Genomic DNA, 25,911 nt, shown 5'->3' with positions numbered 1-25,911 from the left:
TGCGTGCCAAGCCCCGCGACGCCGCGGAGATCGACCGGACACCCCCTAGCCGATGGAGGTGTCGCCGAACGACTCCAGCAGCTTGCGCAGCGAGTCGCCCATCCGTTCGCACTCTTCGCGACTGAACTCCCGCAGCATGCGGGCCTCGTTGGCGAGGTGGGCGCCCATGTATTCGCGGGCGACCTCGTGCCCGCCCTCGGTCAGCCGAATGTTCACGGTGCGCCGGTCGGCGCCGTCGCGTACGCGCTCCACCAGCCCCTTTGCCTCCATGCGGTCGATCCGGTTGGTGATCGCGCCCGAGGTCACCATGGCGGCCTTGAGGAGCGCACCGGCGGACAGCTCGTACGGAGGGCCGGAGCGCTGGAGCGTGATGAGTACGTCGACTTCGCCAAGTTCGAGGCCGCGCTTGGCGGCGAAGCTCTTGAACTCCTTGTCCAGGACGCGCCCGAGGCGCTGGAGGCGGCCGAGTACGTGCACGGGCCAGAGGTGTTCCTCCAGGTCGGGGCGCTCGGCGGCCCACTGGCCGATGATCGCGTCCACCGCATCGCTCATCGCGCAATCTCCTTCAACGAACACAATCTCAACGTTAAGACAGTTGACGTTGAGAGAGCTGCCTGTTTTTATCTTCACCGATGATGTCTCAACGTTGAGATTATCAACCCTGAACTAACGGGAGCTCTCAGATGCCTGCGCGCACGACCACCCCGGCGACCACCACACCCCCACCCGCCACTTCCCAACCCAGCCACATACCTGCCCTCTGGCTGGCGTTACTGGCAACGCCCATCGCGGCAGGCGCCAACAGCCCGGTCCTGATCCTTCCCGAGATGGCGGGCTCGTTCGGGGTCGGTCCCGCGACGGTCACCTGGTTCGTCACGACCTTCGCGTGGGCCATGGCGGTCGGCACCCCGCTGATGGCGAGCCTCCTGCGCCGCCGTGGCCTGCGTACGACGCTGCGGGTGAGTACGTTCCTCATCCTGGCAGGCACTCTGCTGGTGGCCGTGGCCCCCTGGATGGCGCTGGCCCTGCCCGGCCGGGCGGCCCAGGCGGTCGGCGGCGCGGGGCTGGTGACGTCGGCCATGAGCCTGGCGGGCTCGGTCCGCCGGATGGGGGTCATCACCGCGGGCTTCGGGATCCTGGGCGCGGTCGGGCCGCTCCTCGGCTCGCTCATCGCGGACGCACTCTCCTGGCGCGTCTCGCTGACGGTCTCGGCGCTGGCCCTCCTCGCGCTCCCCGTCGTGACCCGTTCCGCCCCGCGTACATCACCACGCCCCACCACCCCCTTCGACGCACGCGGCGCATCACTGCTCATAGCGCTGGCGACCGCCCTGGTCTTCGTCCCGCACCACCCGCTCCCGGCGGCGGTCGCGGCCCTGGTGGCGGGCGTACTCCTCACCCTCCACATCCGTACCCGCCCCGACGGCTTCGTCCCGGCCACCCTGATGCGGACGCCGACGTTCCTGCTCTCCGCACTGCTCGCCTGCGCCCTGGCGACGTCGTACTTCGCCCTGCTCTTCACGGTCCCCCAGCTCCTCGCCGCCCGCACCGACTGGTCGACCACCACGATCGGCACGGGCCAGCTCGTCGCGCTCCTGCTGGGCTCGTTGCTGTCCTGGCTCCTGGCCGCGGCCTCCGCCCGCATGGGCAGGCGCAGGGTCCTGGCACTCCTGATCACCCTGGGCGCACTGGCCCCGCTGACCGCAGCCCTGAGCCCGTGGGCGCCACTGCTCCTGCTGGTAGCCGCGATGGCGGTCTTCACGACGACGGCGGGCAACGCCACGCTCGCGGTGTATGCGACCCAGGCCGCTCCCGACGCGCAACGCCCGACGGTGATCGGTCTGTTCAACCTCTGCTACCAGCTGGGCGGCGCGTTCGGCCCGGCGACAGCGGCCCTGATCATGCTCGCCTGAGCGATAAGTGAGAAAATGGCCTGTACTGGGATAAACCCCTTAAACCAGGAGGTCCATCATGGGGCAGGCACGTGACGTCATGGACAGGCTCACCGAAACGCTCACCACGGCAAAGAACCTCCAGGCCACCGACGAGTGCTTCGCGGAGGACGCGGTCGCCATCACGCCGGACCAGGGGGAGATCCGGGGGCGGGACAACATCGTCGAGTACTGGCGCCAGCTGACACAAGCGCTCCCGGACAGCACGTACGAGCCGGTGCACTCGTTCGAGGTGGGCAACACGGCGATCGACGAAGGCTTTTACGTCGGAAAGAACACCGGCCCGGTGCCGCTCCCCTCCGGGGAGACGCTGCCCGCGACCCAGAGGGACATCAGGGTCCGCGGCGTCGACTTCGCCGCCGTCGAGGACGGTCGAATCGTCAGCTACCGGCTGTACTTCGACCAGATGGAGTTCCTGGGCCAGTTGGGCATGCTGCCGGACGCCCCCTGACCACTCTCGACGGCCCTCTCGACCGACCTCTCAACACAGACCTCTCAACCGACCTCTGTCAACTGCCCTTCCGGGCAACGTAATAGAAGTTGAGGACGTCGCCCTGGACCTGACGCACGTCGACGTCCGTGAACCCGGCCTCCCGGAGCATCGCCAGGGCCTTCTGCCTGCCCCACACCGTGCCGAGACCCGCACCGCCCTCTCCGAGCGAAACGGTCATGCAGTAGAAGACGGAGAAGGTGTAGAGCGCAGGCCCCAGCGGGTGGTCGATGTTGTCCTCCAGCCTGCTGGAGGCGGCGATGTCGCCCATCAGGAACACTCCGTCGTCCCGCAGCACACCGGCGACGGACTCCAGCGCCTCCGCGGGCCGGGCCAGGTCGTGGATGACGTCGAAGGCCGTGATCAGGTCGTACGCCCCGCTCAGCTCGGCGGCGTCGTGCACGTCGAACCGGGCATTGACCAGCCGCAGCCGCTCCGCCTCCTCGCGCGCCGACTCGATGCCCTCTTCGGAGATGTCGACGCCACGGAACCGGCTGGCGGGAAACGCCTGCGCCAGGAGATTGACCGCGTGCCCCTGCCCGGTGCCGACGTCCAGCACGTCGATGCCCTCGCGCAACCGCTCGGTGAGCCCGGGCACCAGCGGAATGATCCCGTCGACGAGCACGGCGTCGTACACCGCCGCCGTCTTCTCGGCCTGGAGCTCCTGGAACCGCGGATACGCGGAGGACGGGACGCCACCGCCTGTGTAGAACGCATCCAGCACCTGGTCCTCGACCAAGCCGATCAGCGCCAGATCCTGCATAAGGGCAGACATGTCGCCGGGACCGGCGGCCCGCACGAGCGAGGCGGCATGCTCGGGCGGCAGCGTGTACGTCCGGCCCCCGGGGTCGTACTCGACAATCCCGCCCACGGTCATCCCCCCGAGCCACTCCCGCACGTAGCGCTCGTCGAGGCTCGCGGCGTGGGCGATCTGCTCGCTGGTTGACGGCGGCAGCCCGGACATGACGTCGAACAGCCCGGTCCGGTGACCGAGGCTGCACAGATACGCCAGGCAAGCATCGTTCAATACATGAACCATCCGCTCCGCGAATTGCTCCTGCCGCACGGGATCCATCGTCTGCTCGGTCATCGCAGCCTCCTCCCGGCGGTCGGCGAGCGAAACGCGCCGCCCCTTGCCGCACCGCCCGAATTAACCCTCTATTCGATGCTACGCGGGAGATTCGCACCGAGCGGGGAGATCCGTACCGGACGGCATGGCAGGAGCCAGGTCACCCGTACTTGGGCCTGACCGACTCCAGCAGATCGGTGCAGCGAGCAAGGAGACCGACGAGCAACTGCCTCTCTTCATCAGAGAATTCGTCGGCGAGAGCCCGCTCGACGCGCACCGCCCGGGCGTCGGCATCGGCCATGACCGCCTTGCCCTGTTCGGTGAGCCGGGTCTCCAGGATGTTCTTGTGCCATTCGTGCGGGGTGCGCTCGATCAGGCCGCGCTCCTGGAGGTTCTTCAGGACCGTGTTCATGGTCGGCGGCGTGACGCCACAGGCCCTGGCCAGCGCTGCGGCCGAGATGCCCGGCTTCTCGACGAGGAAGAGCAGGGCGGCGTACTGCGCGACCGTCACACCCGCCGGCTTGAGCGCGGCGTACTTGGCCGCGCTGAGGGCCTGCTCGGCGCGCTTCACGTGGGAGCCGAGGCGCTCGGACACAGGCATGGACGTCATCTGCGCATCGTATCCGCCGCAGAAGACTGAGACTCTTGACGACAATTAGAGCTCTAATTACCATTAGAACCCGACCCAACACCTCATGCCCATTCGCGAGCTCCGAAGGAGGGCCACCGTGCCCCGTTCGATCCGGCACCACACCATGGCGGCCACCGCACTGGCCTTAGCCGTCACTCTTGCCTCAGCCGCTCCCGTAGGGGCCACAGACCTCCGCCACCCGACACCGGCCACGGCACACACCCATATAACCGCCGCCTACGAACTACCAGGCGACCGCGTCTACCCCGAAGGCATCGCCGCCGCCCCGCGGACCGGCGAGCTCTACGTCGGCTCCTACACCAACGGCACCATCTACCGCATCACCCCCCGCCACCGCACCGCCGAGGTCTTCCTCCCGGCCGGCACCGACGGGCGGCACACCGCCAACGGCCTGAAGGTGGACGGCGCCGGACGGCTGTGGGTGACCGACTCCACGGCCGGGGTCGCGGTGTACGACATACGAAGCCGCAGGCTTCTGGCCCGGTTCGACGTCCCCGGCGACAGCGCGTCCTTCGTCAACGACGTCACCATCGCACCGGACGGCAGCGCCTACCTCACCGACAGCGTCCGCACCGTCGTCTACCGCGTGACCCCGGGAGAGCTGGCCCGTACCGCAGCAGGCGACAGGCGGGGCACACTCACGACCCGCTTCGACCTCTCCGGCACTGTAGGCCCGCACCCGGCCGGTACGTTCACCCTCAACGGCATCGTCGCCGACCCGTCCGGGCGCTACCTCCTGACGCCCGACATGACCGGCGGCGACCTCTTCCGCATCGACCTCGCGTCGGGCACGGCCCGCCGAGTCACCCTGCACGGCGGAGACATGCGGCACGCCGACGGCCTCGAACTGCGCCACGGCACACTGTGGGCCGCGCACAACACCACTAATACGATCACCCGTTGGCACCTCACCGACGACGGCAGGACCGCCCGCATGGAGCGCCGAGTGACGGACGAGGCGCTACAGATCCCGACGACCCTGGTCCGCCAGAACGGCCGCACGCTCGTGGTCCGCTCGCAATTCGACAAGGGCGGCCCGATGGGACCGGGCACCCCTGAGACTCCGTTCACGGTCGCGGCGGTCAGGGGAATCTGACGGGATCAGCACGGGAAAGACGACGCCTCACCCTGCACAGCCGGCCCGAGTGTCTCCAGGATCGTCGCCGTGCCGTCGATCTGCGCGCACTCGTGCCTCTTCCCGGGCCCTCAGTGGTGCGTCGGTTCAGGTACGCCGCGCGATGCAGACCGACGACCGTCTTGCCAGTGCCCGCCGGGGCGCTGGCACATGCCAGGCACGGCCAGTTGGGCCGCACCAGCGCCAACTGATCGGGGTTCAGGAAGGTCGTTCACCCACCTGATCCGCCCCGCGTGTCCTCGCCAGCTCGCTTGTGGGCTGCCCCTCCACGGAGATCGCGATGGACCGCGTACCGGAGCGTCCTGTCCCCTCCCCCAGGTCGCGGAACACGGGCTCGCGATCCCCGCCATCCAGTATCCGGCTACCGCTTCCGGTACGGCCGATTACTGCCGGGCTCCCTGCTGCTGCGTGGCCGCGGGGTCGGAGCCTCCACTGGCGCTTGGCCTTGCGGCGTGATCGGTCTGACTGCGTGCGGTTCCCGTAGTTCGATGCCCTCAGTCCCTGGGATGGTTTGGTCACGCGATGGCGCCGGAGCTGAGCGGCGGGCAATTTCCGCCACGGGGAGAACACCGCGCCTGAGAAGCTCCTCCACACTGATCAGAGGGGAAGCTAGGACACGGTCGAGTAATAGGGATTGGGCGGGTTGCACTTCGACCAGGTGCCACAAAACCGCCAGTACATGCTGAAGTTCTTCGCTCCAAGCAGGAAGCCACTGGTCCGGGCGTACACGGTCCAGCTCGCTGCTCGCTTTGGGTGACGGAGGGCCGCTTCGTCGCCTCAGCCAGCCGTCAAGTACGTTCTGCCCGCTGACCTGGTACCCGCGCACCCCGGGCGTAACCGGCCCGAAGACACCGCTGCCGAGACACAGCTCTAGGCGGTCGGGATCATAGAGGAATCGCTCAGGCATTTCGTGTCTGCCGACCTGTTTCCGGTACGTGATCGTCGGCAGCGCTGTCCCCCAGACCTGATCGGCACCGCCCGGCCGCCCGTCCTGCGGGTCGATGAACCGTTCGCCGAAGGTCGATGCCCAGATCACGGTCCTGCCGAGAGAGAGCGCCTCCGACCACAGTGCGGCATCCCCGGTAAGCGGCACGCGAACGCCTCGCGTGGTCAGTTCATCTCCGAACCGTGAGGTGAAGTCAGGGTGAGCGATGACGGCGGCAATGTACGCAGCCAGATCTTCCGCAGAGACGTTCCGGTAGCCGTAGGAGTTAGTCAAGTGCTGGAGCAGACCGGGAGCCACGTTGGGTGTGCCATCCTTCTGCAGGAGGGACAGAACGCGACCGCCTCGACCATCGAAGTGATGATGGTCTGGCAACAGAGCCGTGAAGAGTACGGCGGGCCCGGGACCGAATTTCCTGGAGTGTTGCTCAACAATCCGTATCTGGTCTGGAATCTGGCTCTCCCACAACTCCGGCGAACTTCTGTCGAGGACTCTGTTGTCTGGAATAACCCACTGTCGGTCGAAGGGTCGGTAGGCGACCGGTACTGGTTCCGGGCAGGCAGAAGAGCTGTCCATCATCGACTGTTTCGGCAGTGCAGAGCCAGGCAGGGGATATACCTGCCTGTCGACGGTTCGGCTGTGCGTCTCCCGGAACAGGGCCCTCTTCTCCTCGACGTTTCGCTCTGCGGTCAGCCTCCTCCATCGGGCCCGCAGCGTGTCGTTGTCCGTGGAATAGACCCACGTGCGCTTCGGCAGCACGCCAGGCACCGCCCACGGCAACAGGTCGCCAAGGGCCGGATAAGTATCCCAGTCGCCCTCCGCCGCAGGGGTGAACGGGGCCTGGGCGTCTGAACGAACGGGACGCCATTGCGCACTGTCAGGAGTGAGATCTTCAAGCTGTGCATACTTCTGTTCAGCTGTGCCCTCCAGGGCGACATATCTGATGCCGGCGGGCTTCTCGCCGCCCCCGCTGCGGACGAACACGGCGATCATGAGCTGCTGTTGCACTCCGGGGAAGAGGCGTGTCCGCACCGGAGGCCGGATGCCCTCCGGGCTGAGGTCGATGATCCAGCCCTCCGAGCATGTACGGCGCAGATACTCCCGCATGCCCCGAAAACCCGGACCACTGAGAAAACCCGCGGTACTGATGAAGGCGACGATGCCGCGGTGCGATTCAGGACGGTGCTGGTCGAACACCTTGTAGGTGGCCCAGCGCCAGAAATACACATAAAGATTCTTGAGCTTGTTCTCCTGCGTGCCGTTCCTTCCTCTCAGGCGAAAGTCGTCGAGCAGAGGCGCGATGCCTTCCTTCTCGGAACCTGCCTCTACCCACCCCCCCTCACCTTCGGCCCTCTCACGGTCGGGCGGGTTGCCGATCACAACGGTCACTTGCTGTTCCCGCTTGATCCAATCCGCTTGGCGGCTGTTCTCGACCAACGCGTCGTCGGCGGGCAGGAAGGCGAAGAGCGAGGACCTCTCGTAGGGGTCGGCAAGAGTGTCGGCGAGGTGGAGCCGTAAGTCGTCGAGCCGTGTGCGGGTGTCCTGCTCACGAAGGGTCTGGGTAATCCTCATCTGGGCGACCGCGTACGCCGCCATCTGCCGCTCGAAACCGATCAGTCGCCCTGCCAGCTGCTCCACCGCCTCACCACGGAAGCCCTGCCCTCGTCGGGCCCGCTGCTCGGCGACCGTGTCGATGATCTCGCTGAGGAAGGTGCCTGTTCCCATCGCCGGATCGATGACGGTGACCTGGCCGTCGGCGAAGCCCTCCGCACAGTCGAGCCGGGTACGCAGCACAGCGTCGGTGAAGCGGACCATCGTACGGACGAGTCGCGGCGGGGTGTAGTAGGTACCGGAACGTCTGCGCAACTCGGGGTCGTACTCCTCCAGGAAGTCCTCGTACAGATACATGTGGGCGTCGGGTCGCTGCTTCGTGATCGACTTCCAGTCGACGGCGTCTACCACTTGGACCAGGGTGTTGAGGCGCCGGGCGAACTCGGCATCCACCCTCTCCGTCAGGAGTTGCAGGGCACGGCCCATGACCGTGTTCTCAACTTCCAACTCACTTGCCACTGCGGCGAGGTCCCGACCTGTCAGGCGCAGACCCTCGGTGCGTGCTAGGAGCAGAGCAAAGGCGATCGTCTGCGTGTAACGATCGGCGAAGATGTGGTCCGAGTCCTGCCCGTCGGTCGACGGGAGGAGCACCTTGCTCCAGTGATGGGCGAGCGCGGTGAAGGGCTTGTGAGCACGTCGCCGAGTGGGGGCGCTTTCCGGAGTCCGCCGCTCGATATCGAGTTGCTCCAGCACCTCTGCTCGAAGGTACTGGCACAACGGAGCCATCGAAGTCACCAGCCGGCGGACGGTGGTGACCCGTTCAGGTTGCCAGCCGAGGAAGTCGCGCAGTAGGTCCCGCAGCGAGGCACCATCAGGGTCAACTGTGCGCAGTCGGCTGCCGGACCGGTACAGATCTCCCTCAAGGCGGACTGTCCGGAGGGGAAGCGGGCCACCCCGGTACAAGCACCACGTGTGACCGTTGGTGTAGAGAACATTGGGGAGCTGACGCATTAGTTCCCACTGCTCGCGATCACGCTTCGTGAAGCCATCCGGCGTGATGTCGTGACCAGGTGCCTTCAACTCCAGAAAGCCGGTGACACGTCCCCCGCTCTCCACGGCATAGTCGGGCCGCACTCTCGCTTCCGGGAGAGGGAATTCGGGATGCAGACGGGAGTTCACCCTCCAGCGTGCGCCGAATGCCTCGACGAGCTTCTTCACCGGCGGGCTGACCGATGCTTCGGTATCGCTGAATCTCAGGCCCGCCCTGCACTCGGTTCCGAAGTCCGCCACGAGAGCCCGAATCCAGTCCTCCGGCACACCGTCCCCCTCCAGGCTGTAGCCCTTTGCGGTGGCTCACCGCCGTCCCACAGCTTGAGCCGCAGCAATAGGACGGGGGAGCGCGCGCACAGGGGCGCAGGGCGCACGGAGGGCGCGTGCCGGTGCCAATGGCCCTTGAGGTACGGGTGTTGATGCAGTGGGACCGATCCGGCCGAGGCGGACCCCGCCACTGTGCTCATCTCGCACGGCACGAGAAGGAGCACATCGCTGCTCCGCGGCTATCGGGGCTGCCACGCCCGTACGAGATCCTCCGGCCCCCAGTGCGCAGTGAGCGGCAGATCATCGGCCACCCCACAACGGGAGACCGCGACCAATGGAGTATCCGGGGCGGTGCCGGGGACGGCGAGCATGTCGCGTACCAGGGCGTCGTACTCATGACGGCCGAAGGGCTGAGTCTCGAGCCACTTGACCGACCCGACGAAGTGCACCTGCCGGGCCACCGGCTCGCGGTCTGCACCGATGAGGTCGATCTCGGGGTTGTTCTGACGGTTCCACCAACCACCGATGGCCTCGGTCTCGGGCCACTCGTCGTTGGGCATCAGGCGCAGCAAGGACTCGCGGATCAGTGGCTCGACCGCTCGTCCGCGCCAAGTGGTCCATGACCGCTCGATGCGTTCCAGCGCCAAGTCACCGCGGCCACGCTCGATGAGCGGGATCGCGCGTGCCAGGAAGGCCAGCCAGAACCGCAGATACGGGTCGGCGATCCGGTAGCGCTTGTTCTTGCTGTCCGGCTTGACGGAGAGGGGGAGATCAGCGGCCAAGACTCGCTTGGCCTGCAGCATGGCCAGTAGCGGGGAGAGCGTGCCGGACGGCAGCGCGCTGGCGCCGCCGGCCTGGGCTGCGATGGTGCTGAATGTGCGCTCACCGCTGCCCACCGCTTCCAGTACGGCCCGTGAGTGCGAAGCCTCGGGGAATTCGCCCAGCAGGGACAGCTCGCCAGCCACCAGCAGGGGCGAGAGAGGATTGGTGACCGAAGCCTGCAAGAAGGCAGTACGCCCCATACCCGGCCGCCATGACTGCACGATCTCGGGGAATCCTCCAGTGATCAACTGGGCGTCGACAGCCCCGGCGGCGTCGAGCTCGGTCATGGCCTGCACGTCGGCCAGGTTCAGGGGACGGACGGTCATTTTCGCTGCCCTGCCGAAGAACGGGCGCCCGTACGACTGCAGTGCCTCCATCACCGATGTATCGCTGCCGACCAGAAGCAGAAGCACGGGCTTGGCAGACAGGTGACGGTCCCAGACAGTTTGGAGTGCGCCCTCGAATTCCTGATCCTGCTCGACCAGCCAGGGCACCTCGTCGATCACCGCGATGCTGGGTGAGTCATCGGGTACCGCGAGCGCCAGCGAGCGCAGGGCCTGGTTCCAGTCCTGCGCCTGGAGGCCGGCGACCAGCTCCGCCCCCGGCATTGGCGACTGCGCGAGCGTCGCGGCAAAGTCGGCGCGCTCCGTCACAGGGTTGCGCCCCCGGGTGGCCTGGAACACTACGTACGGCGCTCCCGAACGGTCGCAGAACTCCTGGACCAGTCGCGACTTCCCTACTCGGCGCCGGCCCGTCATGATCACAGCGCGCCCCCGAGTGGCTCCAGCACCCTCTGCCACTGTCCGGTACTGCTCGGCCAGTAGTTCAAGATCCCCAGCCCGACCTTGGAACTCCACGACACTCCCCAGCCGATCAACGTAGATAGATTATTACGTAGATTGAATCTTACTTCATCCGAGCGGCCGAGTGTATGAAGTGCAGAGGCGGGAAGCCCTACCGAAAACCCAGCACGGTAGAGGTGAGCAGGGGTGATGACGGGTGACGAGGGATCAGATTTCCTAGCACCATCCCAGCACGGGCAAAAACCAGGGGCCCGACTCGGAAGAGCCGGACCCCATCTGACCTGCATGTTTGCCAAGCAACCAACGTGGTGTTATTTCACTCGCTCACACGTTGAAGCGGAATCCGTAGTGCAGAGCTCCCACCTGCGGAAACGCGGGTTTTGCAGGGGTCATCCCAGCACCATCCCAGCACGGGCGTTCTATCCCAGCACCATGAAGGCGAGACGGCTCTCATACTCCTACGCAGCTCGGGTGCCCGCGCTCCAGCTCGCCTCCTCGGACGGGAGGGACGTCGCGTCCGGGGATGCGGGCCGCATGGCGCGCTGCAGAACTTGCCCGCAGCGATCCCACGCGCTGGGCAGCAGATGCCCGTAGATGTCGACCGTCGTCTTGACCGAACGGTGCCCCAGCCAGCGCGAGACCTCGTGAATCGGCACACCGTTGGCTAGGGCAGTGGAGGCAAAGAAGTGCCGCAGGCTGCGGGGCGTGTACTTGGCATCGCCGTCCAGATCGACCAGGCCAGCCGACAGGCATGCCTTCTTGAACTGGTAGCCGTAAGACGCGATGGACGGCATCACGCCAGCGCCAGGCTGACGTGGGGCAAAGAAGGTCTCGAGCCGAATCCGTTTCCCCTTCTGCCCAGCGAAGACGACGGGCACCGGCTTCCACTTCAAGAGATGCGCGTCGATCTCCTGCTCAATGAACTGGGCGGTTGGGACGTCTCGGCACTCCTTCTCCAGCCGATGCTTGAGCGGCACGAAGGGCGTCTGGCAGTCCTTACGGTGTGCCTTGGCACTGACCTGCCATCGGATCCTGACGTAGCCGGGCCGCCTGCACTCGGTGGAGAAAGCCAGGGCTTCGCTGGGGCGCTGGCCTGTGCCGGACTGAAGGTAGACGGTGAGGCGGAACTGTGGCGCGATGTGCGCAGCGATCAGATCCACCTCGGCTGGCGTCGGAACTTCGCCCTCGTCCACCGCCACTGCATCTCTACGGGAGATCCGGATGCCCCGTGCAGGGTTCTCCGTGATGCGCTTGTCGACGACGGCCGCCTCCATGATGGCGGCCACCATCACCATGCGGTCGTTCATTGTCGATGCAGCCAGCCCTGCACCGCCTCGGTAGATGTCCTTGACGAACTTCTCAAAGTCTCTCCGCGCCAGCCCGGCCAGTGGCTTCCCACCGAGGCGCGGCGCAAGATGGTTACGGATGAACTCCCCGTAATTGCGGCGGGTCGACTCACCGATGACTCGTCTCTCAAGCCACTCCACAGCCCAGACCGACAAAGACATGGCACCGCGCGCAGGGTCGACGCAGACGCGGGCTTGCTTGTCCTTCTCGACACCGGCGGCAAAGGCGTCCGCACCATCCAGGCCGATCCTCCGCGGAAACGACCTCTCCCGCTGCCGTCCTCGCCTACCGCCCGGCTCCCGGTACCGCACGGTCCACCCATGGCCGCACCTTGGACGCGCACACGGATAGTTCCGATCCCGGGCGTCCCGCTTGCACCTCTGAAAGACGCTCGCCACCCAAGTCTCCGATCTGCAGCCGGACCCTGCACTTGAGATCGTCGTCAGCGCCTCACAACCGGACAAGACACCCGTCCCTAATCCGCCCTTTTAGGCGAAGTCGCCCTTACTCCACGGGCGGAGCCACTGTCTTTCCATCTGTGCCGTACTTCCAGACAGACGGGGATTCGACCTTCTGGCCTACTGGATGTAAACGACGCTTCAGCCGCCCGCCCTGAGGACGGAGAGCCACCCAGCTCCACAGCCGACCGGCAACGCAGTACGGATGCACTCAAGGTCGCAACCGGCTCGAACACGTCCGTTGTCACGAAGTTCGGCCTCAGAGACAAGAACGGCTCGGCCGCGCGGGTCAGCTCGTGCGTCCTCGGACGGGACTTCGAGTTCCGCGTCACGTTGAGACAGTGCGCTCTGCGCATCGAAGTCGCCGATGCTCGCGCAGAGCGCCGCGCACTCCTCGCTCACACCTCGCCCACCCAGTGCCGAATCGAAAGAGGGCCGAGGCAGAGCTGGATCGCTGACACGCGTCACTGTGCCCGGGCGCCGCTGGCGGCTGCCTTTATTAGAGTGACTCGAACTGTTCCTCCTCAGGCAAGGACTCCCTCAGGAGCCGCTGCCAGAGCTGCTCTGCGAGGTCAACAAGCGTTCCATTTTCGCCCAGCACACCCCACTGTTTTGGCCCCTGGACCGCGCTCCACGCCTCGCGCCACTCGGCCTGCTGCCAGATGTGCGTGACTAGGCCGCTTGGCGAGTAACGGTTCCCGTCAGCCTCCCAGAGCAACGGCTTACGCCGGTCGTTGACCCAGGTCGCGTAGGCCCGGCTCGGGTCGACGTTCAGCCAATCCCCGATGGCCTGCTCCTCCGTCGCGCTGGGGTGGTACATCAGCCTGGTACCGGCTGGAATGCGGTCATGGTCGATAAGCAGGGTCACGGTATTGGGGCGCCTAGGCGGCTTCGAATCGCCCCGCTGCTGGTACGCAGCGAGGTCTCCAGCGTCCGTACCGTCGGCGAGCGCCTGAAGGACAGCGGCGACCAGTTTTCGGGAGCGTTCCTCACTGGCGAAGGTGCTGGTGATGTAACTTCCGCCGCCAAAAAGGTGGTTCACCAGCGGAATGAGCTGGGCAAGCGTTGCGCCGACCCGCGCCGGTACGTCCTCCAGAGAGGACTCCCAACCCGAGTCTGGTTCGTCGATTCCCTCCGAGCCGACCTGCTGAGCAACCATGTGCGCCACCAGCAGAGCACCACTATCAGCGATTGAACCCGCCCGTCCGGTGAGCGTGGAGCGGACCTCGTGCAAGGACTCCCGCACCCGCCGCATCATTAGGACGCTACGCCAGATCTGATAAGCGCTGGGCATGCGCCCGAACAGCCGGGTGTAGATGCCTCCAGGACCGTCCTCCCAGAGCGCGTCGGCTGAGCCCTTCACCCGTACCGCCAGGGCCGGGTCCGGGTGAGCGCAGGCAAGGGCGGTGGCGGCCTCGCGGACCGAGCATCCGAACGCCGGCGATGGCTCGAGCTCGCCGCGCTTGAATACGTAGTCCTTGTCAAGAGAGAGTCGGAAGTCCTCACGGATCAGGCTCTGTACTGGCTTGATCGCGATGAAGTCCGACCGCTCCATGTGGTTCTGCGTGTTGGTCGCCTCGGTGATCTCGCCCGCGAACCCTTCCGGGGCACCGGAAACTGAGATGATCCGGACGGTAACGTACGCCTCTCCCACCGCTTCTTCGTTCTGCTGGAACGCCCGGTGGGCAGAACTGACGGTCTGCGCACCGTTGACGACGCTTGCGTTCTCGAGGACCAGCTTGACGGGCTCACTGGGTTTCTGCTTCGCGAAGAAGTGCGGCTCAATCTTGTCGCACTGAACCGTGATGCCGTTATGGCGGTACCAGAAGCCCTGCGGATCCCGGATCAGACTTTCGACGAGTGTCTGGTTGACTCCGGTCAGGCCAAGCGATCTGCGGACGTTGCGGTCGTACAACCGCTCACCGTTATCGGCGTACCACTGAGCGAGTTCGTCAGCCGCCACGAGCCCCGAATATGCCTGGTGTGGGGTTTCCCGGGAATGCCAGCCTTGCGTCATGGTGGCGGTGAGGGTGATCGGTTCTGGCTTGAGGTCCTCGCGGACAGCACGGTGGAAGTCCGTCTGGTTGAGCACCCGGTGCTCGATGGAGCGCGTGTAGCCACCGAACTCCTCAGCCGCTTCGACGAGTATGGCCTCGGTCTCCGTGGACAGGTGCCCTTCGCCCATGACAGCGATGACGAGGACCACCTTGCAGGTAGGCACGTCGAGCACCGACCGCACCCGGTCAGCGAGGCGTCGGAACCGCTCGTTGAACTGGTCGAAGTCCCGATTGTCGAGCTTCTTCAGGCCATGTACCAGCTTATGTGCGGCGCTGGTGTCGAAGCCGGCCTTGCCTTTGTCGCTCCATTTGGCTTGGATCAGCCACAATTCGGGGGCGGAGGCGGAGAAGGCCACTGCGTCGATACCGAAGTCGTCCCGGCCGTCGATCACCGACTCTGCCGCTTCCTCGGACGTACAGTCCGTGAGCATGCGAGCCGCCCTGGCGGACATCGCACGCGAGTTGAAGGCATTCTCACGTTCCGACGGCTGACGTTTCTCGTAGTCAGTCAGCGAGATCAGCGGATCAAACTCGCGCTTCAGCGCATCGCGAACATGCCGGACTTCCAGCGGCATTGCCTGCCCGCTCTTGCTCATCCCTGCCCCCAGTCACGATCACGCGTTTGAACTTCTCATATGCTACGAGAAGCGTGAACCGGTGGGACTGAACGGATGAGCCCCCGTCACACCCTCGTGCTGACGGAGGAGGCGCATCAGCTGTTCGTCGGCGGCGCTCCCCGGCAGACGCCCGCCACTGGCGGTGATGCAGCCCACGGGGACGGCTTGCCCCTTCGTGCACCACCAGGGTGGCGGACATGCCTGATGAGGCCGGAGCAAGGTCCCCTGCCTAGTCAGTCACTTGTAGTTTCGAACTGAACTCCACCACATCAGCGACGTGGCGGAACGCAGTTGTTGAAAGGGAATCCGCATTAGAGAGCTGCCACCTGGGGAAACGTGGTTCTGGAGGGGTTCATCCCAGCACGGGCGTGCTATCCCAGCACCATGCAGCACAGACGCCTCTCCTGCCCGCCTACGCAACTCGGGTGCCATCGCTCCAGCTCGCCTCCTTCGGTGGCAGGGCATTGCGTCGAGAGATGCGGGCGGCGTGGCGTGCTGTAGCACCCCTCGGCAACGCTCCCAGGGACTGGGTAGCAGATGCCCGTAGATGTCGACCGCGGCCTTGACCGACCGGTGACCCAGCCAGCGCGAGACCTCATGGATCGGCACACCATTGGCCAGGACAGTTGAGGCGAAGAAAGTGCCGCAGCCTGCGGGGCGTGTACTTAGCGTTGCCGTCTAGATCGACCAGGCCGACGGAAAGGCATGCCGCCCTCTACGGCCCGCTCACGAAGGCACCCCGCAGGGCATCAGGCCGGACCTGCACTCGCTCACCGGCCGAGGACTCGACGACCGAGTGTACGACTGGGGCACGACGGTCAGCTCCATGAACTACCATCGCCGCACTTTTGATCAACAGGCGATACTTTGCTTGGACTTACCCGAGAATGACCACGTCGAACTGCTTCATCATCGGGAGATTCTCGTGGCATCCGTCGCGCTGGTCCACTGCACCACCCTCATGCTGCAGCGCCTCCCGGAACCCCCACCACGCTGGCTTCAGCGAGACGAGCGGAGCTTCGCCTACCCGTACAAAGAGTGGCGAAAGCCCCGAGGATGGTGTCTGACCTTCTTCACCGACCGGGACCCCGATTTCGGCAAGCGCACTGTCATCGGCGTCGGTGGCGCTTTCCCCGGGAGACGATCAGGAACCTACGAACGCTCCTTGCTCTCCAGGGATTTCACCCCGCTCACTCGGCCGCTCCCACTCGCGGATCTTGAGATGCCGATGGGAGCAAGCCGGCGCTTCCTTCAGGACGACGGCCGCATGTCGGAAGTAGCCGGCCAACGACTGCTCGAATGCGTACGTCAGCTACGGCCCGAGATGACCTCGACGCTTTCCGGCCTGGAGCAGTCCCTTGGGATGCACCCACCAGCAGGCGCCGTCGGCGAGAAACTGAACCTGGAGAAGGACGCCGTGGGCATGCTGCTCGAGGCCGCGGGCATGGAGCGTGACGTGGTCGAGTCCTGGCAGTCTCCCGTTGCGTCCGAAGTCCTGGAGACCCGCTCTGTTCCATTTCTCGCGGGGCTACCCGATCTCCGACAGATCGAGGACCAACAGATCGTGCACGACTACCACCGCTTCCCGGGGATGCCGGGCATGGACGCGATCGAGGTGGGGTGGCGCATCTACCGTCGCAGCGGCGGACCGTCTGGCCATCGTCTCTTCGTGTACAACGCCAACCGCCACAACGTGGAGACCGTCACTGGGGTCGACATGATCTACGTGAACGAGTTCACCGGGAGTGTTACCACAGTCCAGTACAAGCGGATGCGCAAGGAGGCGGGCCTCTGGACATACCGGTACGACGCGACCGCAGAGCGCGAGCTGGAGCGCATGGCGATGGTAGACAAGGAGTGCGAACAACTCGACGACGGCTTGGATCCTCGGCTCGTCACCGCTCCGAGCATGGTCAAGCTGTGCCGGAACGTGCCCTTCGTCATGAGCTCCACTGCGCTCATCCCCGGCATGTACCTCACCCGCCCTCACTTCAAGGCGCTGATCGACAGCCCACTCGCTCGAGGTTCTCGTGGTGGCCGGCGCCTTCGGGAAGGAGATGTACCCAGATATCTGAATAACACCACGTTCGCCACGCTCCTCAAGGACGGATGGCTTGGTACGCGAGGTGCCAGCAGCGACTACGTCATCGACTTGGTCCTCCGCGCTCTTTCACCTGACGGCCCGGGATCCGTCGCGGTCGGTCTCCACGGAAGCTCCGTAGCTCCTGGGAACCGACGCACCTCGTGGTGACTGCGCTTCGCACGGTGGGCAGATGGCAGCATCTGGTTCCTGACCGTGCATGCCGTCATGGAGATGAACCCTCGGCGGCTCGCCCTCCTCCACGCCTACGGAGTGTGCCGGTTCGGGCCGCGGAACAGGAACGTTGTTTCCCGGATCGACTCCTAACTACCATTTACTTCGCGGGCGATGGTGCGACTTCGATGAGCATGAGCCAGTCGGTGACGAGTTCGCAGGGCTCGACGACAATCACTCAGTCGATGTGCAGCTGATCTCCACCTGGTGCTTCCGAAGCCCCCGCCGAGGCCGGATGCCCTGGGGTCTTGGACGCGTCCCCGTCCAGCGCATACGCAAGCGCGAGCGCAATCCGCTCGATCCAGTTGAGGGCGTCCGTGACATTAGCCTCGCCAATCTGGCGGCGCTGCTTGAGATCACCGTCGATCAGATCCGCGTCATGTGCGATCTGGTTTCGGCGGCGGAGCAGCAGGATGTACTGACCGCGCAGCCGTTTCTCGTCGTACGAAGTGCGGTACTGACTCCACCGGTTGACCCACTTCGCCGCTTCTCGCCACACCTTGACGTCGGTGACGAGCGCCATCACCTTCGCGATAGCGTCCGGGTTTTGCAGGGTCTGGCGGGCAATGTCCTGGCGGACCCGATCCGCGACCACCTCAGCGGTGGTCGTTTCGCCCCGCTGCACCTTCTCTACGCAATGCAGCGGCAACGGGTAGTCACGGAGCTTCCGCGGCATGTCCGGGTCGTCCTTGGCAGCTTCCTCGGCGACCCGGCGCAACACCTCCTCCTGCACCCAGTGTTCGAGGGCAGCGATGGACTGCACCCAGGCAGCCCGGTAGAAATCGCCGGTGTCGATGCCCTTGGGGCTGAGCACCTCCAGCGCCTGCCCGGCTCGCACCATCTGGCGTGCGTACGACAGGTTCGTGACGAACGACTCGAACTGACGGGTCTGAGGGTGTGCGATGGCCATGCATACCTCTGTGCGGCGCGTGGGAGGACGGGGAACTTCAGGACGTGACTCCTGATGTTCCCTGCACCGTACAGAGGCCGGTCAAGCGGCTTTGCGGATCATGGTCGGTTTGTGGCTAGATCTGATCGGTTCGGCTCCTGATCCGGCCCCTCACTCTCTTACGGCAGGATTCTGCAGCCTTCCGCGATCCGTACGAAGTCGGCCAGGCTCGCGTCCAGGCATCGGCTCAGGCAGCGGAGCTCGCCCACACCTGCCGTATGGTCCGCGAGCATCGCCCCAGGGTTCCGGAACACGCGGGCGAGCGACCATTGCCAGTTGCAGGGCCGTGTACTGGCCGGTCGGCCGCGAGGCCAGTTCACCGCCGGAGCCGGAGACGACGTAGCAGGATCTGCCGTCGGCGCTGTCCCGGGAGAGGTAGCGGGGTTGGCCGAGGGGGGTGTCCGCCGTTGTGCTGTCGCGGTTGCTCCATCATCGGGCCGGTGCATCGTAGAAACGGTGCCGGCGCAAGGAACCATCGGCATCGCCGTCCCGGAGGAATAGCCGGCAGCAGCCGCACGGGAACGCCGAAGGGCCACGAGGCACTTGGCATTGTGGCTCCCCGGCGCGGTGACGACGAACTCTCCGGCCGTCGTCAGACCTCTTCCGCCTCCGGTACGTCCACATCCGCGCCCAGGGACTTCGCGATGGCAGTGAACTCAACGAGGGCGGACTGGAGATCGCGCACGATCTCCTCAGCGATGACCTCCGGCTCCAGGTCGCTGTCCGCGTCCTCCAGGGCCGGGTCCTTCATCCACGTGATATCGAGGTTGACCTTGTCGCGCGCCGTCAACTCCTCGTACGTGTATGGCTTCCAGGGGCCGTTGTCGTCCTCGTCGGTGACGCGGGCGGTCAGCGGCTCGCTCGCCTTGTACCTGGCGACGAAGTCGTCCAGGTGGGAGCGGGTCAGTGGGCGCTGCTTCATGGTGAAGTGCTGGCCGGTGCGGAAGTCGTAGATCCAGGTGATGGTGGTGTGCGGTTTGCCGTCAGCGCGCGGGGGCTTCTTGTCGAAGAAGAGGACATTGGCCTTGACGCCGCCTGCATAGAAGATGCCGGTGGGCAGGCGCAGGATCGTGTGCAGGTCGAACTCGTCGAGCAGCTTGCGGCGGACCTTCTCGCCTGCGCCTGCCTCGAAGAGGACGTTGTCCGGGAGGACGACGGCCGCCCGGCCGTTCACGGCGGTCAACGACATAATGTGCTGAAGGAAGTTGAGCTGCTTATTGGTCGTGGTGGCGGTGAAGTCGTCGCGGTCGTACTGGACGTCTTCCTTCTCTAGGTCGCCGTCCTGGCCGATCACGGTGATCGCGGACTTGCGGCCGAAGGGCGGGTTGGCGAGGACGAGTGAGGCGTGCCGCCCGCTCGGCTTCTCGGCGAGCGCGTCGCCGACGTCGATCAGGCTCGGGCCGTCGCTCTTGCCGATGCCGTGCAGGAGCATGTTCATGGCGGCAAGGCGGGCGGTGCCGGTGACCAGCTCGTTGCCCCAGATCTTGCGGCCACTGTCGTACGCCTTGCGGGCCTCAAGGTCCATGTCCTTGATGTGGTGCCGGGTGATGTACGTATGCGCGGCGATCAGGAACCCGCCGGTGCCACAGGCGGGGTCGGTGATGGTGTCGTCCGGTCCGGGCCGTGTCACGTCCACCATCGCGTCGATGAGCGCGCGCGGCGTGAAGTACTGGCCGGCGCCGGTCTTCGTGTCCGAGGCGCCCTTGGCGAGCAGCCCCTCGTAGGCGTCGCCCTTGAGGTCGGTCCCGGTGACCGTCCACTCCTCGCGGCCGATCAGCTCGACGACAAGCTTCTCGAGCAGTGCGGGCTTGGTGATCCGGTTCTGCGCGTCGGCGAAGATCGTGCCGATGGTGGTGTGGGGCTTACGGCCCAGGTGCTCCAGGATGGCGCGGTAGTGCGCTTCGAGCTCCGCTCCGCGCTTGCTGACGAGGGACTCCCAGTTGTAGTCCTCCGGCACGATGCCGCTGAGGTCGCGGCTCTCCCACGGGTCGTTCTCGATCTCGTCGACCATCTTCAGGAAGAGCAGGTACGAGAGCTGCTCGACGTACTCGATGGTGGACATGCCGTTGTCACGGAGGACGTTGCAGTAGTTCCAGAGCTTGGCGACCAGGGTGTTGGTCTGCGCGGCGGCCTTCTTGGACTTGGGCGTTTCGGTGAGCGGGACACCCTCGGCGGAGGGGGTGGCTGCGTCGTCTGTAGCGGGGGCGGTCACTGGAAGAGCTCCTGCTGAACGGTCGTTACGGGGGCGGGGGTTGGAGCCGGGGCGGGCGCCGCGGCTGCTGCGGTTGCCTTGCGGGGGCGAGCGGCGTGCCTGCCCTTGCGGGCAGGCTTGGCGGCGTTGCGCTCGGCGGCAATGCGGGCGAGGAGCGTGGTGGCGGGTTCGTCGGCGGGGTTCTGAGGGAGCAGGTTGCCGGAGAGCGATTTGCGAAGCAGCGCGTTCTCCAACGAGCGACAGCGTCTCAGCGCATTTCCCGCAGAGGTCCGGACTGCGGCCAGGTAATCGATCTCGGCCTCGCGACGTCGAACCATCGCGAGCTGTTCGTCAAGGCTGGGCAACGGAAACTCGATTGACTCTAGAATCTGCTGATTGACCTTATAGATGCCAGCCGTTGTTCGCGCACGACTCTCGATCTGCCGGCGAACAGTGCGCGTCCCCCAAATCAATGACAAAAACTCGGGAGTGGCAATTGCAGGGTTGGCCCGTACGCGAATCATCGTGTCCGGAAAAGCCACCCCTTCCTTGACTTCACCAGCCAGTCCGCCTCGCCCCACCAACTTCAGCGATCCATTTCCCCTGGAGATCAGGAAGTCACCCTTCTCGACGAGATAGGGCTTAGCATCTTCCGAATCCCACGCTCCAGTCTTAAATTCGCACAGATCGAGTCGACCATCCTTGATTGCAGTCAACCGAAGGACGGGAAAGCCGCCTTCCAAGGTCTTTACCGATCTGCCGTTAATCAACGGCGAAGCGAGGACATCTGCTAGCTTCGCAACCTTTGTCGTCGACGCCAATGCGGAAGTCAGCAAAGTTGAGCCCAGTATGTCAATGCGCTTGAGTGACCTCTCCGCCCCCTCCTTTGCGGCGTCGAGACGCGAGAGCTGTTCTTCGAGTGCCTCGACGATGCGGTGCTGTTCGACCAAAGGCGGCAGGTTCAGCTGGACCCGCTTCAGTTTCGCTGTGCTCAACGTGTACAAGCCGCTTGAGGACTGGGCCACGCTCATCAACTGATTCTTCACCACGGGCGAGTTCCAGAGGAGCTCCAGGAACTTTGGGTCGATCGCCTGTGTCGGGCGAACCCTGATCAGATGGTTCTGGTGGACGGCATCAGGAATGGTGCCCCTCCAGGTCGCGGCGCGCCCAATCTGATCCGGGCTTCCATTCCCTTCCACGACCAACAAGTCGCCAGCCTTCAAGCGAAATCGGTCGAGTTCCCCTTCGAACAGCTCAACTTCGTGAACTTCGGAGAGGTCCAGCGTGCCCCGCCCCACGTTCGCCACCCGCAGAAATGGGAACTTGTTGACAACCGGCCGACGCTTCGCCTGTTTCTGAATTCCTCCGTTGACGTCGCAGACCTGGTCCAGGGAAGTGGCGACCCACCCCTCCGCCAACTCACCCATATCCGCACTCAAGCCAGTTCCTGATTCAGCTCGTCCAGCAGTTCCAGCGCCCGGCCCTTGTCACCGAACGCATTCGCGAAGCCGCGGCCGCCGCCCTTCGCCGAGAAGGGGAGGTGGCCGAAGTCCTCGCGTTCCATACCCACGTCCACCGCGATGGCGTCCTTGATGCGGTGCAACCACCACTGTTGGTCCTCGGTGAATTCGATGCCCGTCTGGTTCTGCCGCAGCAGCCAGCCCTCGAAGCGCTCCTCGACCACCGTACGGTAAGGGCGGAGTTCGTCGTCCGCGCCGAGCGTGTAGCGGACGAGATTCATGAGGTCGCCAAGGCCGGCCGTCTTCGACAGGGATTCCGACGCCTTGCCTAGCAGGTCGTAGTGGTCCCAGATGACCTTCGGGGTCCACGTCCGGTTGGTGGCCTTGATGGTGGCGAGCAGCTCGCGAAGATGGGCCCGTGCCTCCTGCGAGCGGACCCGGGAACCGCTGCCGAGGATCACCTGGAGTGCGATCGCCTCCGCCGCCTGCTCGTCGCGCCGGCGGCCGTCCAACAACCGCCGCCACTCGGCGAGTTCCTTCTCCGCGCGTTCTTCTCGCGGGACCTCCGTCAGCCGTATCCCGACCTCGGTTGTCGCGTCGTACGTCAGGTCGTGCTGCTGCTTGATGCCTACGATCAGCTTGCGGAGCCCCGGGTGCGTGGTCAGGACCTCGACCGCGTCCTGGACGAGGCGCCGGGCCTGATCCGCGCCGCCTTCCCGGTACGCCCGGTCTTGGGTGTCGACATCCACCGCGTCCGAGATCCGGCGGACCAGCTCGCCGAGTGGGACGCCGCCCGATGCCTGCTTGATCTGCTCACGCTCCTCCTCGGTGAGCTTGCGGTCCAGGCGGGCCAGGCGACGGCCGAGCGTCTCGGCCTGTTCGGCGGTGAGCGAGCGGCTGCCCGCCCTGTCCATGAGCTTGTCCGTGCTGAGGTTCCCGGTGTCCGGCGGCAGCATCGGCCGGGTGTCGACCAGCGGCGAGGCTGTGACGCCCACCGCGTCGACCAGTACGAAACGGTCCTTGGCGAGGTCGGCCGCCGCCTCCGGCGTCACCGCCTTCAGCTCGTCGGGGTCGATCGTGCGGGAGCCTCGCCCCTTCATCTGCTCGAAGAGGACGGGGCTGCGTACGGCGCGTAGGAATATTACGCACTCCAGGGCGCGAACGTCCGTCCCCGTGGCGATCATGTCGACGGTTACGGCGACCCGGAGCAACGGCGAGTTCCGCAGGTCGTTGACGAGTTGCTCGGGGTCGTCGCCCTTGTCCCGGGACCGGTAGGTGATCTTCTTGGCGAAGGCGTCACCGCGTCCGAAGACCTCCTTCACCTGCTTCAGGACCTCGTCGGCGTGGTCGTCGCTCGCTGCGAAGACAAGAGTCTTGGGCAGTTCGGCGCGGCCCGGGTACCAGCGTTGCCAGTTGTTCTTGTATGAGGTGAGAACGGCCCTGATCTCGTCCTCGGTGATCACTGTGCGGCCGATCTGGCCGACCGTGTACGCGAAGTCCTCGTCCAGTTCCTCATACCGCTGTGTACGGGTCTTGCGGTCGCGGATACGGACCGTGGTGCCCTTGTCGATCTTCGCGCCGCCGGCTTCCCGTACCGAGGTGTCCATGGTGACCACGTCGAAGTCGACGTTGACCCCGTCGGCGACGGCCCGCTCGTAGGTGTACTCGGAGACCAGGTTGTGGTCGAAGAAGCCCTTGGTCTGGCGGGTGGGGGTGGCGGTGAGGCCGACCAGGTGGGCGTCGAAGTAGTCGAGGACTCCGCGCCATAGGCCGTAGATGGAGCGGTGGCACTCGTCGATCACGATCACGTCGAAGGACTCGATGGAGACGTCCGGGTTGTACTCGACGGTGACCGGGCGGTCGGTCATGTAGTTCTCGTCGAGGGTGGACGAGTCCTCGCGGTCTTGGGCCTCGGTTGTGTCCTCCAGGGGCTCGCCTTTGAGGAGGGAGTACATGCGCTGGATGGTGGAGACGACCACGGCGGAGGTCTCCTGGAGGCCGGTGCGGCCGAGCGTGTCGACGTTGTAGAGGTCGGTGAACTTGCGGTTCTCGTCCGGGGCCCGGTACTTGTCGAACTCGGCCTTGGCCTGGCGGCCGAGGTTGTTCCGGTCCACGAGGAAGAGGACGCGGCCCGCGCCCGCGTGCTTCAGTAGCCGATACGCCTCGGTGACGGCGGTGTAAGTCTTGCCCGCGCCGGTGGCCATCTGGATCAGGGCGCGCGGCTTGTCCTCGCCGAGGGACTGCTCAAGGCCAATGATCGCCTCCTCCTGCGCCGCGCGGAGGTCGTGGGTCTCCAGGACCGGGAGCCCGGTGCGCAGCGCTGCGCGGAAGGTCGGAGTGTCCGGGTGCTCGGTGGCCCGCTTCATCCAGGCGGCGACGGTCTCGGGCCGGTGGAAGGCGAACACCGGGCGGGAACGGGCGTACGGGTCGAGGAGGTTGACGAAGAACGTCTCCGCGCCGGTGGTCGCGTAGCGGAAGGCGAACGGTTCCTCCTCGCGCCACACCGCCAGTGAGTACTCCTTGAGGACACCGGCCGCGTACCGCTCATTCTGGGCAAGGGCCCCAGCCAGGGCGGTGCCCTCGCGCTTGGCTTCGATAACGCCCACGATCATGCCGTCGACATAGAGGACGTAATCGGCGCGGCCGGTGGCCAGGGTGAACTCGCGGACCGCGACGCCCTGGGAGGCGAGCGGGTTGAGGTCGGCCTTGTCCTGGACGGTCCAGCCGGCCGCGGCAAGCATTTCGTCGATACGGGCGCGAGCCTGCACCTCGTTGAGCGGCTCGGGCCGCTGCGCACGGGCGACGATCGCCTCGCGAGCGGCGGCAGCGACCGGGCGGGGCTTGAGACGCTCCTGGTTGTAACGGCTCCGCTGCTCGCTCCTGAGCCGCTCGATCTCCTCCCGGTAGCTCGCGGCCAGTGCTTCCGACTCGGCGCGGGCCTGCTCGGCGGCCGCGGTCAGTTTCTCGGCCTCCTCCCGGCCACGCTGCTCGGCCTCCAGGCGGTCGCCGACTTCGCCGAGGCGGGTGCGGGACTCAGCGAGGGTGCGTTGGTGGTGGCCGAGCGCCTCGCGAAGCTCCTCGAGCTCGGCGGGACCGGCCGCCACGTCACTCGGCAGCCGCGGCGGTACGAACGCAGAGATTTCACGGACGCCATCGATCGCACGAGAGAAGAACTGCCCGAGCTGGAAGCAGAGTTCGACGGCCTTGAGGGCCTTACTGGTGTCGAAGAGGTGATTGTGCGCGGCGTCGTTCCGCCCCCGGCGAAGGGTGTCGAAGGCGTCCCGGGTACGGCCCGGCAGCAGACCGGCCCGCTGGAGCCCGGCGAGCCGGTCGACCTGACGGGTCCCTTCGATCCGCACCCCTGCCCGCTGGACCAGCTCCTCGGCAAGCACCTCTCCGAACTGGCCCGACGCCACGTAAGAGACGTTGGGATTGGTGAAGACGGACTGCTCGGCCTGGGAACCGTAGATCGAGAGCAGGGGCTGCATCGCGTAGAGCCGCCCGAAGTTGGGCGACTTCCGAGCGGCTGCCTTCAGCTGCTCCGGGACTTGCTCACGACGCCGTGCCTGCCCGCTCATACGCTGCTGCTCCTCGACCAGGCCACATCCGGCCCTCACCTGTGACAAGACCTCTCAGCTTATGCCTAACCGAGCGCTCCGCTCTGGCAAATGAACCGATCACGACAAGATCGACGGCCCCGGCGCCCGCCGCCTGTACAGAGTCAGACCGCCACCGCCCGTCTCGAGCATCAGGCCCGCCCTGCCGCGAGTTGCCGTCAGACCTTGCA

General features: G+C 65.7%; 15 protein-coding genes. 4 read left to right on the top strand and 11 right to left on the bottom strand.

Annotation, left to right across the window (positions count from 1 at the left end):
- Positions 1–45: 45 nt before the first annotated feature.
- Positions 46–552 (bottom strand): MarR family winged helix-turn-helix transcriptional regulator, encoded by a 507-nt coding sequence (locus PXH83_RS20055; protein ID WP_274561751.1) that lies wholly within the window; start codon positions 550–552, stop codon positions 46–48.
- Positions 553–683: 131 nt separating this feature from the next.
- On the opposite strand from PXH83_RS20055, the gene PXH83_RS20050 reads away from it, so the two are divergent.
- Positions 684–1,910 carry an MFS transporter gene (locus tag PXH83_RS20050; RefSeq protein ID WP_274561750.1) on the top strand — a complete coding sequence of 409 codons (1,227 nt, stop codon included), beginning with the start codon at positions 684–686 and terminating at the stop codon, positions 1,908–1,910.
- Between the two features lie 58 nt (positions 1,911–1,968).
- On the top strand, positions 1,969–2,400 hold the full coding sequence (locus PXH83_RS20045) for an ester cyclase (protein ID WP_274561749.1): 432 nt from the start codon (positions 1,969–1,971) through the stop codon (positions 2,398–2,400).
- A gap of 58 nt (positions 2,401–2,458) precedes the next feature.
- Here the strand turns inward: PXH83_RS20045 and PXH83_RS20040 are convergent, their stop codons facing one another.
- Both PXH83_RS20040 and PXH83_RS20035 read right to left on the bottom strand, forming a co-directional pair.
- The gene (locus tag PXH83_RS20040; RefSeq protein WP_274561748.1) at positions 2,459–3,529 is read right to left on the bottom strand and encodes a class I SAM-dependent methyltransferase; all 1,071 of its coding nucleotides are present in this window, start codon (positions 3,527–3,529) and stop codon (positions 2,459–2,461) included.
- Positions 3,530–3,668: 139 nt separating this feature from the next.
- A complete protein-coding gene (locus tag PXH83_RS20035; protein ID WP_274561747.1) occupies positions 3,669–4,118 on the bottom strand; it encodes a MarR family winged helix-turn-helix transcriptional regulator in 450 nt (149 codons plus the stop codon).
- A gap of 118 nt (positions 4,119–4,236) precedes the next feature.
- On the opposite strand from PXH83_RS20035, the gene PXH83_RS20030 reads away from it, so the two are divergent.
- On the top strand, positions 4,237–5,256 hold the full coding sequence (locus PXH83_RS20030) for an SMP-30/gluconolactonase/LRE family protein (protein ID WP_274561746.1): 1,020 nt from the start codon (positions 4,237–4,239) through the stop codon (positions 5,254–5,256).
- A gap of 400 nt (positions 5,257–5,656) precedes the next feature.
- Here the strand turns inward: PXH83_RS20030 and PXH83_RS20025 are convergent, their stop codons facing one another.
- From PXH83_RS20025 to PXH83_RS20010, 4 genes are all read right to left on the bottom strand, one after another.
- Positions 5,657–9,106, bottom strand: coding sequence for a type ISP restriction/modification enzyme (locus PXH83_RS20025; protein WP_274561745.1), 3,450 nt, complete (start codon positions 9,104–9,106; stop codon positions 5,657–5,659).
- A 239-nt stretch (positions 9,107–9,345) separates the two neighbouring features.
- The gene (locus tag PXH83_RS20020; protein WP_274561744.1) at positions 9,346–10,785 is read right to left on the bottom strand and encodes an ATP-binding protein; all 1,440 of its coding nucleotides are present in this window, start codon (positions 10,783–10,785) and stop codon (positions 9,346–9,348) included.
- Between the two features lie 404 nt (positions 10,786–11,189).
- Positions 11,190–12,218 (bottom strand): tyrosine-type recombinase/integrase, encoded by a 1,029-nt coding sequence (locus tag PXH83_RS20015; protein ID WP_274561743.1) that lies wholly within the window; start codon positions 12,216–12,218, stop codon positions 11,190–11,192.
- Between the two features lie 817 nt (positions 12,219–13,035).
- Positions 13,036–15,189 carry an AIPR family protein gene (locus PXH83_RS20010; protein WP_274561742.1) on the bottom strand — a complete coding sequence of 718 codons (2,154 nt, stop codon included), beginning with the start codon at positions 15,187–15,189 and terminating at the stop codon, positions 13,036–13,038.
- 847 nt (positions 15,190–16,036) lie between these two features.
- Here PXH83_RS20010 and PXH83_RS20005 point away from each other — a divergent pair.
- Complete coding sequence (locus PXH83_RS20005; RefSeq protein ID WP_274561741.1) at positions 16,037–17,461, top strand: hypothetical protein; 1,425 nt, start codon at positions 16,037–16,039, stop codon at positions 17,459–17,461.
- A gap of 241 nt (positions 17,462–17,702) precedes the next feature.
- On the opposite strand, the gene PXH83_RS20000 is transcribed toward PXH83_RS20005, so the two are convergent.
- The 4 genes from PXH83_RS20000 to PXH83_RS19985 all read right to left on the bottom strand — a co-directional run bounded on the left by PXH83_RS20000 (position 17,703) and on the right by PXH83_RS19985 (position 25,702).
- Positions 17,703–18,434: a hypothetical protein gene (locus PXH83_RS20000; protein ID WP_274561740.1), complete on the bottom strand. Its 732-nt coding sequence runs from the start codon at positions 18,432–18,434 to the stop codon at positions 17,703–17,705.
- Positions 18,435–19,065: 631 nt separating this feature from the next.
- Complete coding sequence (locus tag PXH83_RS19995; protein WP_274561739.1) at positions 19,066–20,685, bottom strand: type I restriction-modification system subunit M; 1,620 nt, start codon at positions 20,683–20,685, stop codon at positions 19,066–19,068.
- Positions 20,682–22,103, bottom strand: coding sequence for a restriction endonuclease subunit S (locus PXH83_RS19990; protein ID WP_274561738.1), 1,422 nt, complete (start codon positions 22,101–22,103; stop codon positions 20,682–20,684). Before PXH83_RS19990 ends, PXH83_RS19995 begins: the two co-directional genes overlap by 4 nt.
- On the bottom strand, positions 22,100–25,702 hold the full coding sequence (locus PXH83_RS19985) for a type I restriction endonuclease subunit R (protein ID WP_274561737.1): 3,603 nt from the start codon (positions 25,700–25,702) through the stop codon (positions 22,100–22,102). The genes PXH83_RS19990 and PXH83_RS19985 overlap by 4 nt, the downstream gene beginning before the upstream one ends.
- Positions 25,703–25,911 lie beyond the last annotated feature (209 nt).

The sequence above is a fragment of the Streptomyces spiramyceticus genome (genome assembly GCF_028807635.1).
Classification (GTDB): Bacteria; Actinomycetota; Actinomycetes; order Streptomycetales; family Streptomycetaceae; genus Streptomyces; species Streptomyces spiramyceticus.
This window is presented reverse-complemented; position numbering and strand designations above follow the sequence as displayed.

What these genes read in the sequence shown, in the direction of transcription:
- PXH83_RS20055 (WP_274561751.1), bottom strand. Translation starts at nt 552, where the DNA reads ATGAGCGATGCGGTGGACGCGATCATCGGCCAGTGGGCCGCCGAGCGC.
- PXH83_RS20050 (WP_274561750.1), top strand. Translation starts at nt 684, where the DNA reads ATGCCTGCGCGCACGACCACCCCGGCGACCACCACACCCCCACCCGCC.
- PXH83_RS20045 (WP_274561749.1), top strand. Translation starts at nt 1,969, where the DNA reads ATGGGGCAGGCACGTGACGTCATGGACAGGCTCACCGAAACGCTCACC.
- PXH83_RS20040 (WP_274561748.1), bottom strand. Translation starts at nt 3,529, where the DNA reads ATGACCGAGCAGACGATGGATCCCGTGCGGCAGGAGCAATTCGCGGAG.
- PXH83_RS20035 (WP_274561747.1), bottom strand. Translation starts at nt 4,118, where the DNA reads ATGACGTCCATGCCTGTGTCCGAGCGCCTCGGCTCCCACGTGAAGCGC.
- PXH83_RS20010 (WP_274561742.1), bottom strand. Translation starts at nt 15,189, where the DNA reads ATGAGCAAGAGCGGGCAGGCAATGCCGCTGGAAGTCCGGCATGTTCGC.
- PXH83_RS20005 (WP_274561741.1), top strand. Translation starts at nt 16,037, where the DNA reads ATGAACTACCATCGCCGCACTTTTGATCAACAGGCGATACTTTGCTTG.
- PXH83_RS20000 (WP_274561740.1), bottom strand. Translation starts at nt 18,434, where the DNA reads ATGGCCATCGCACACCCTCAGACCCGTCAGTTCGAGTCGTTCGTCACG.
- PXH83_RS19985 (WP_274561737.1), bottom strand. Translation starts at nt 25,702, where the DNA reads ATGAGCGGGCAGGCACGGCGTCGTGAGCAAGTCCCGGAGCAGCTGAAG.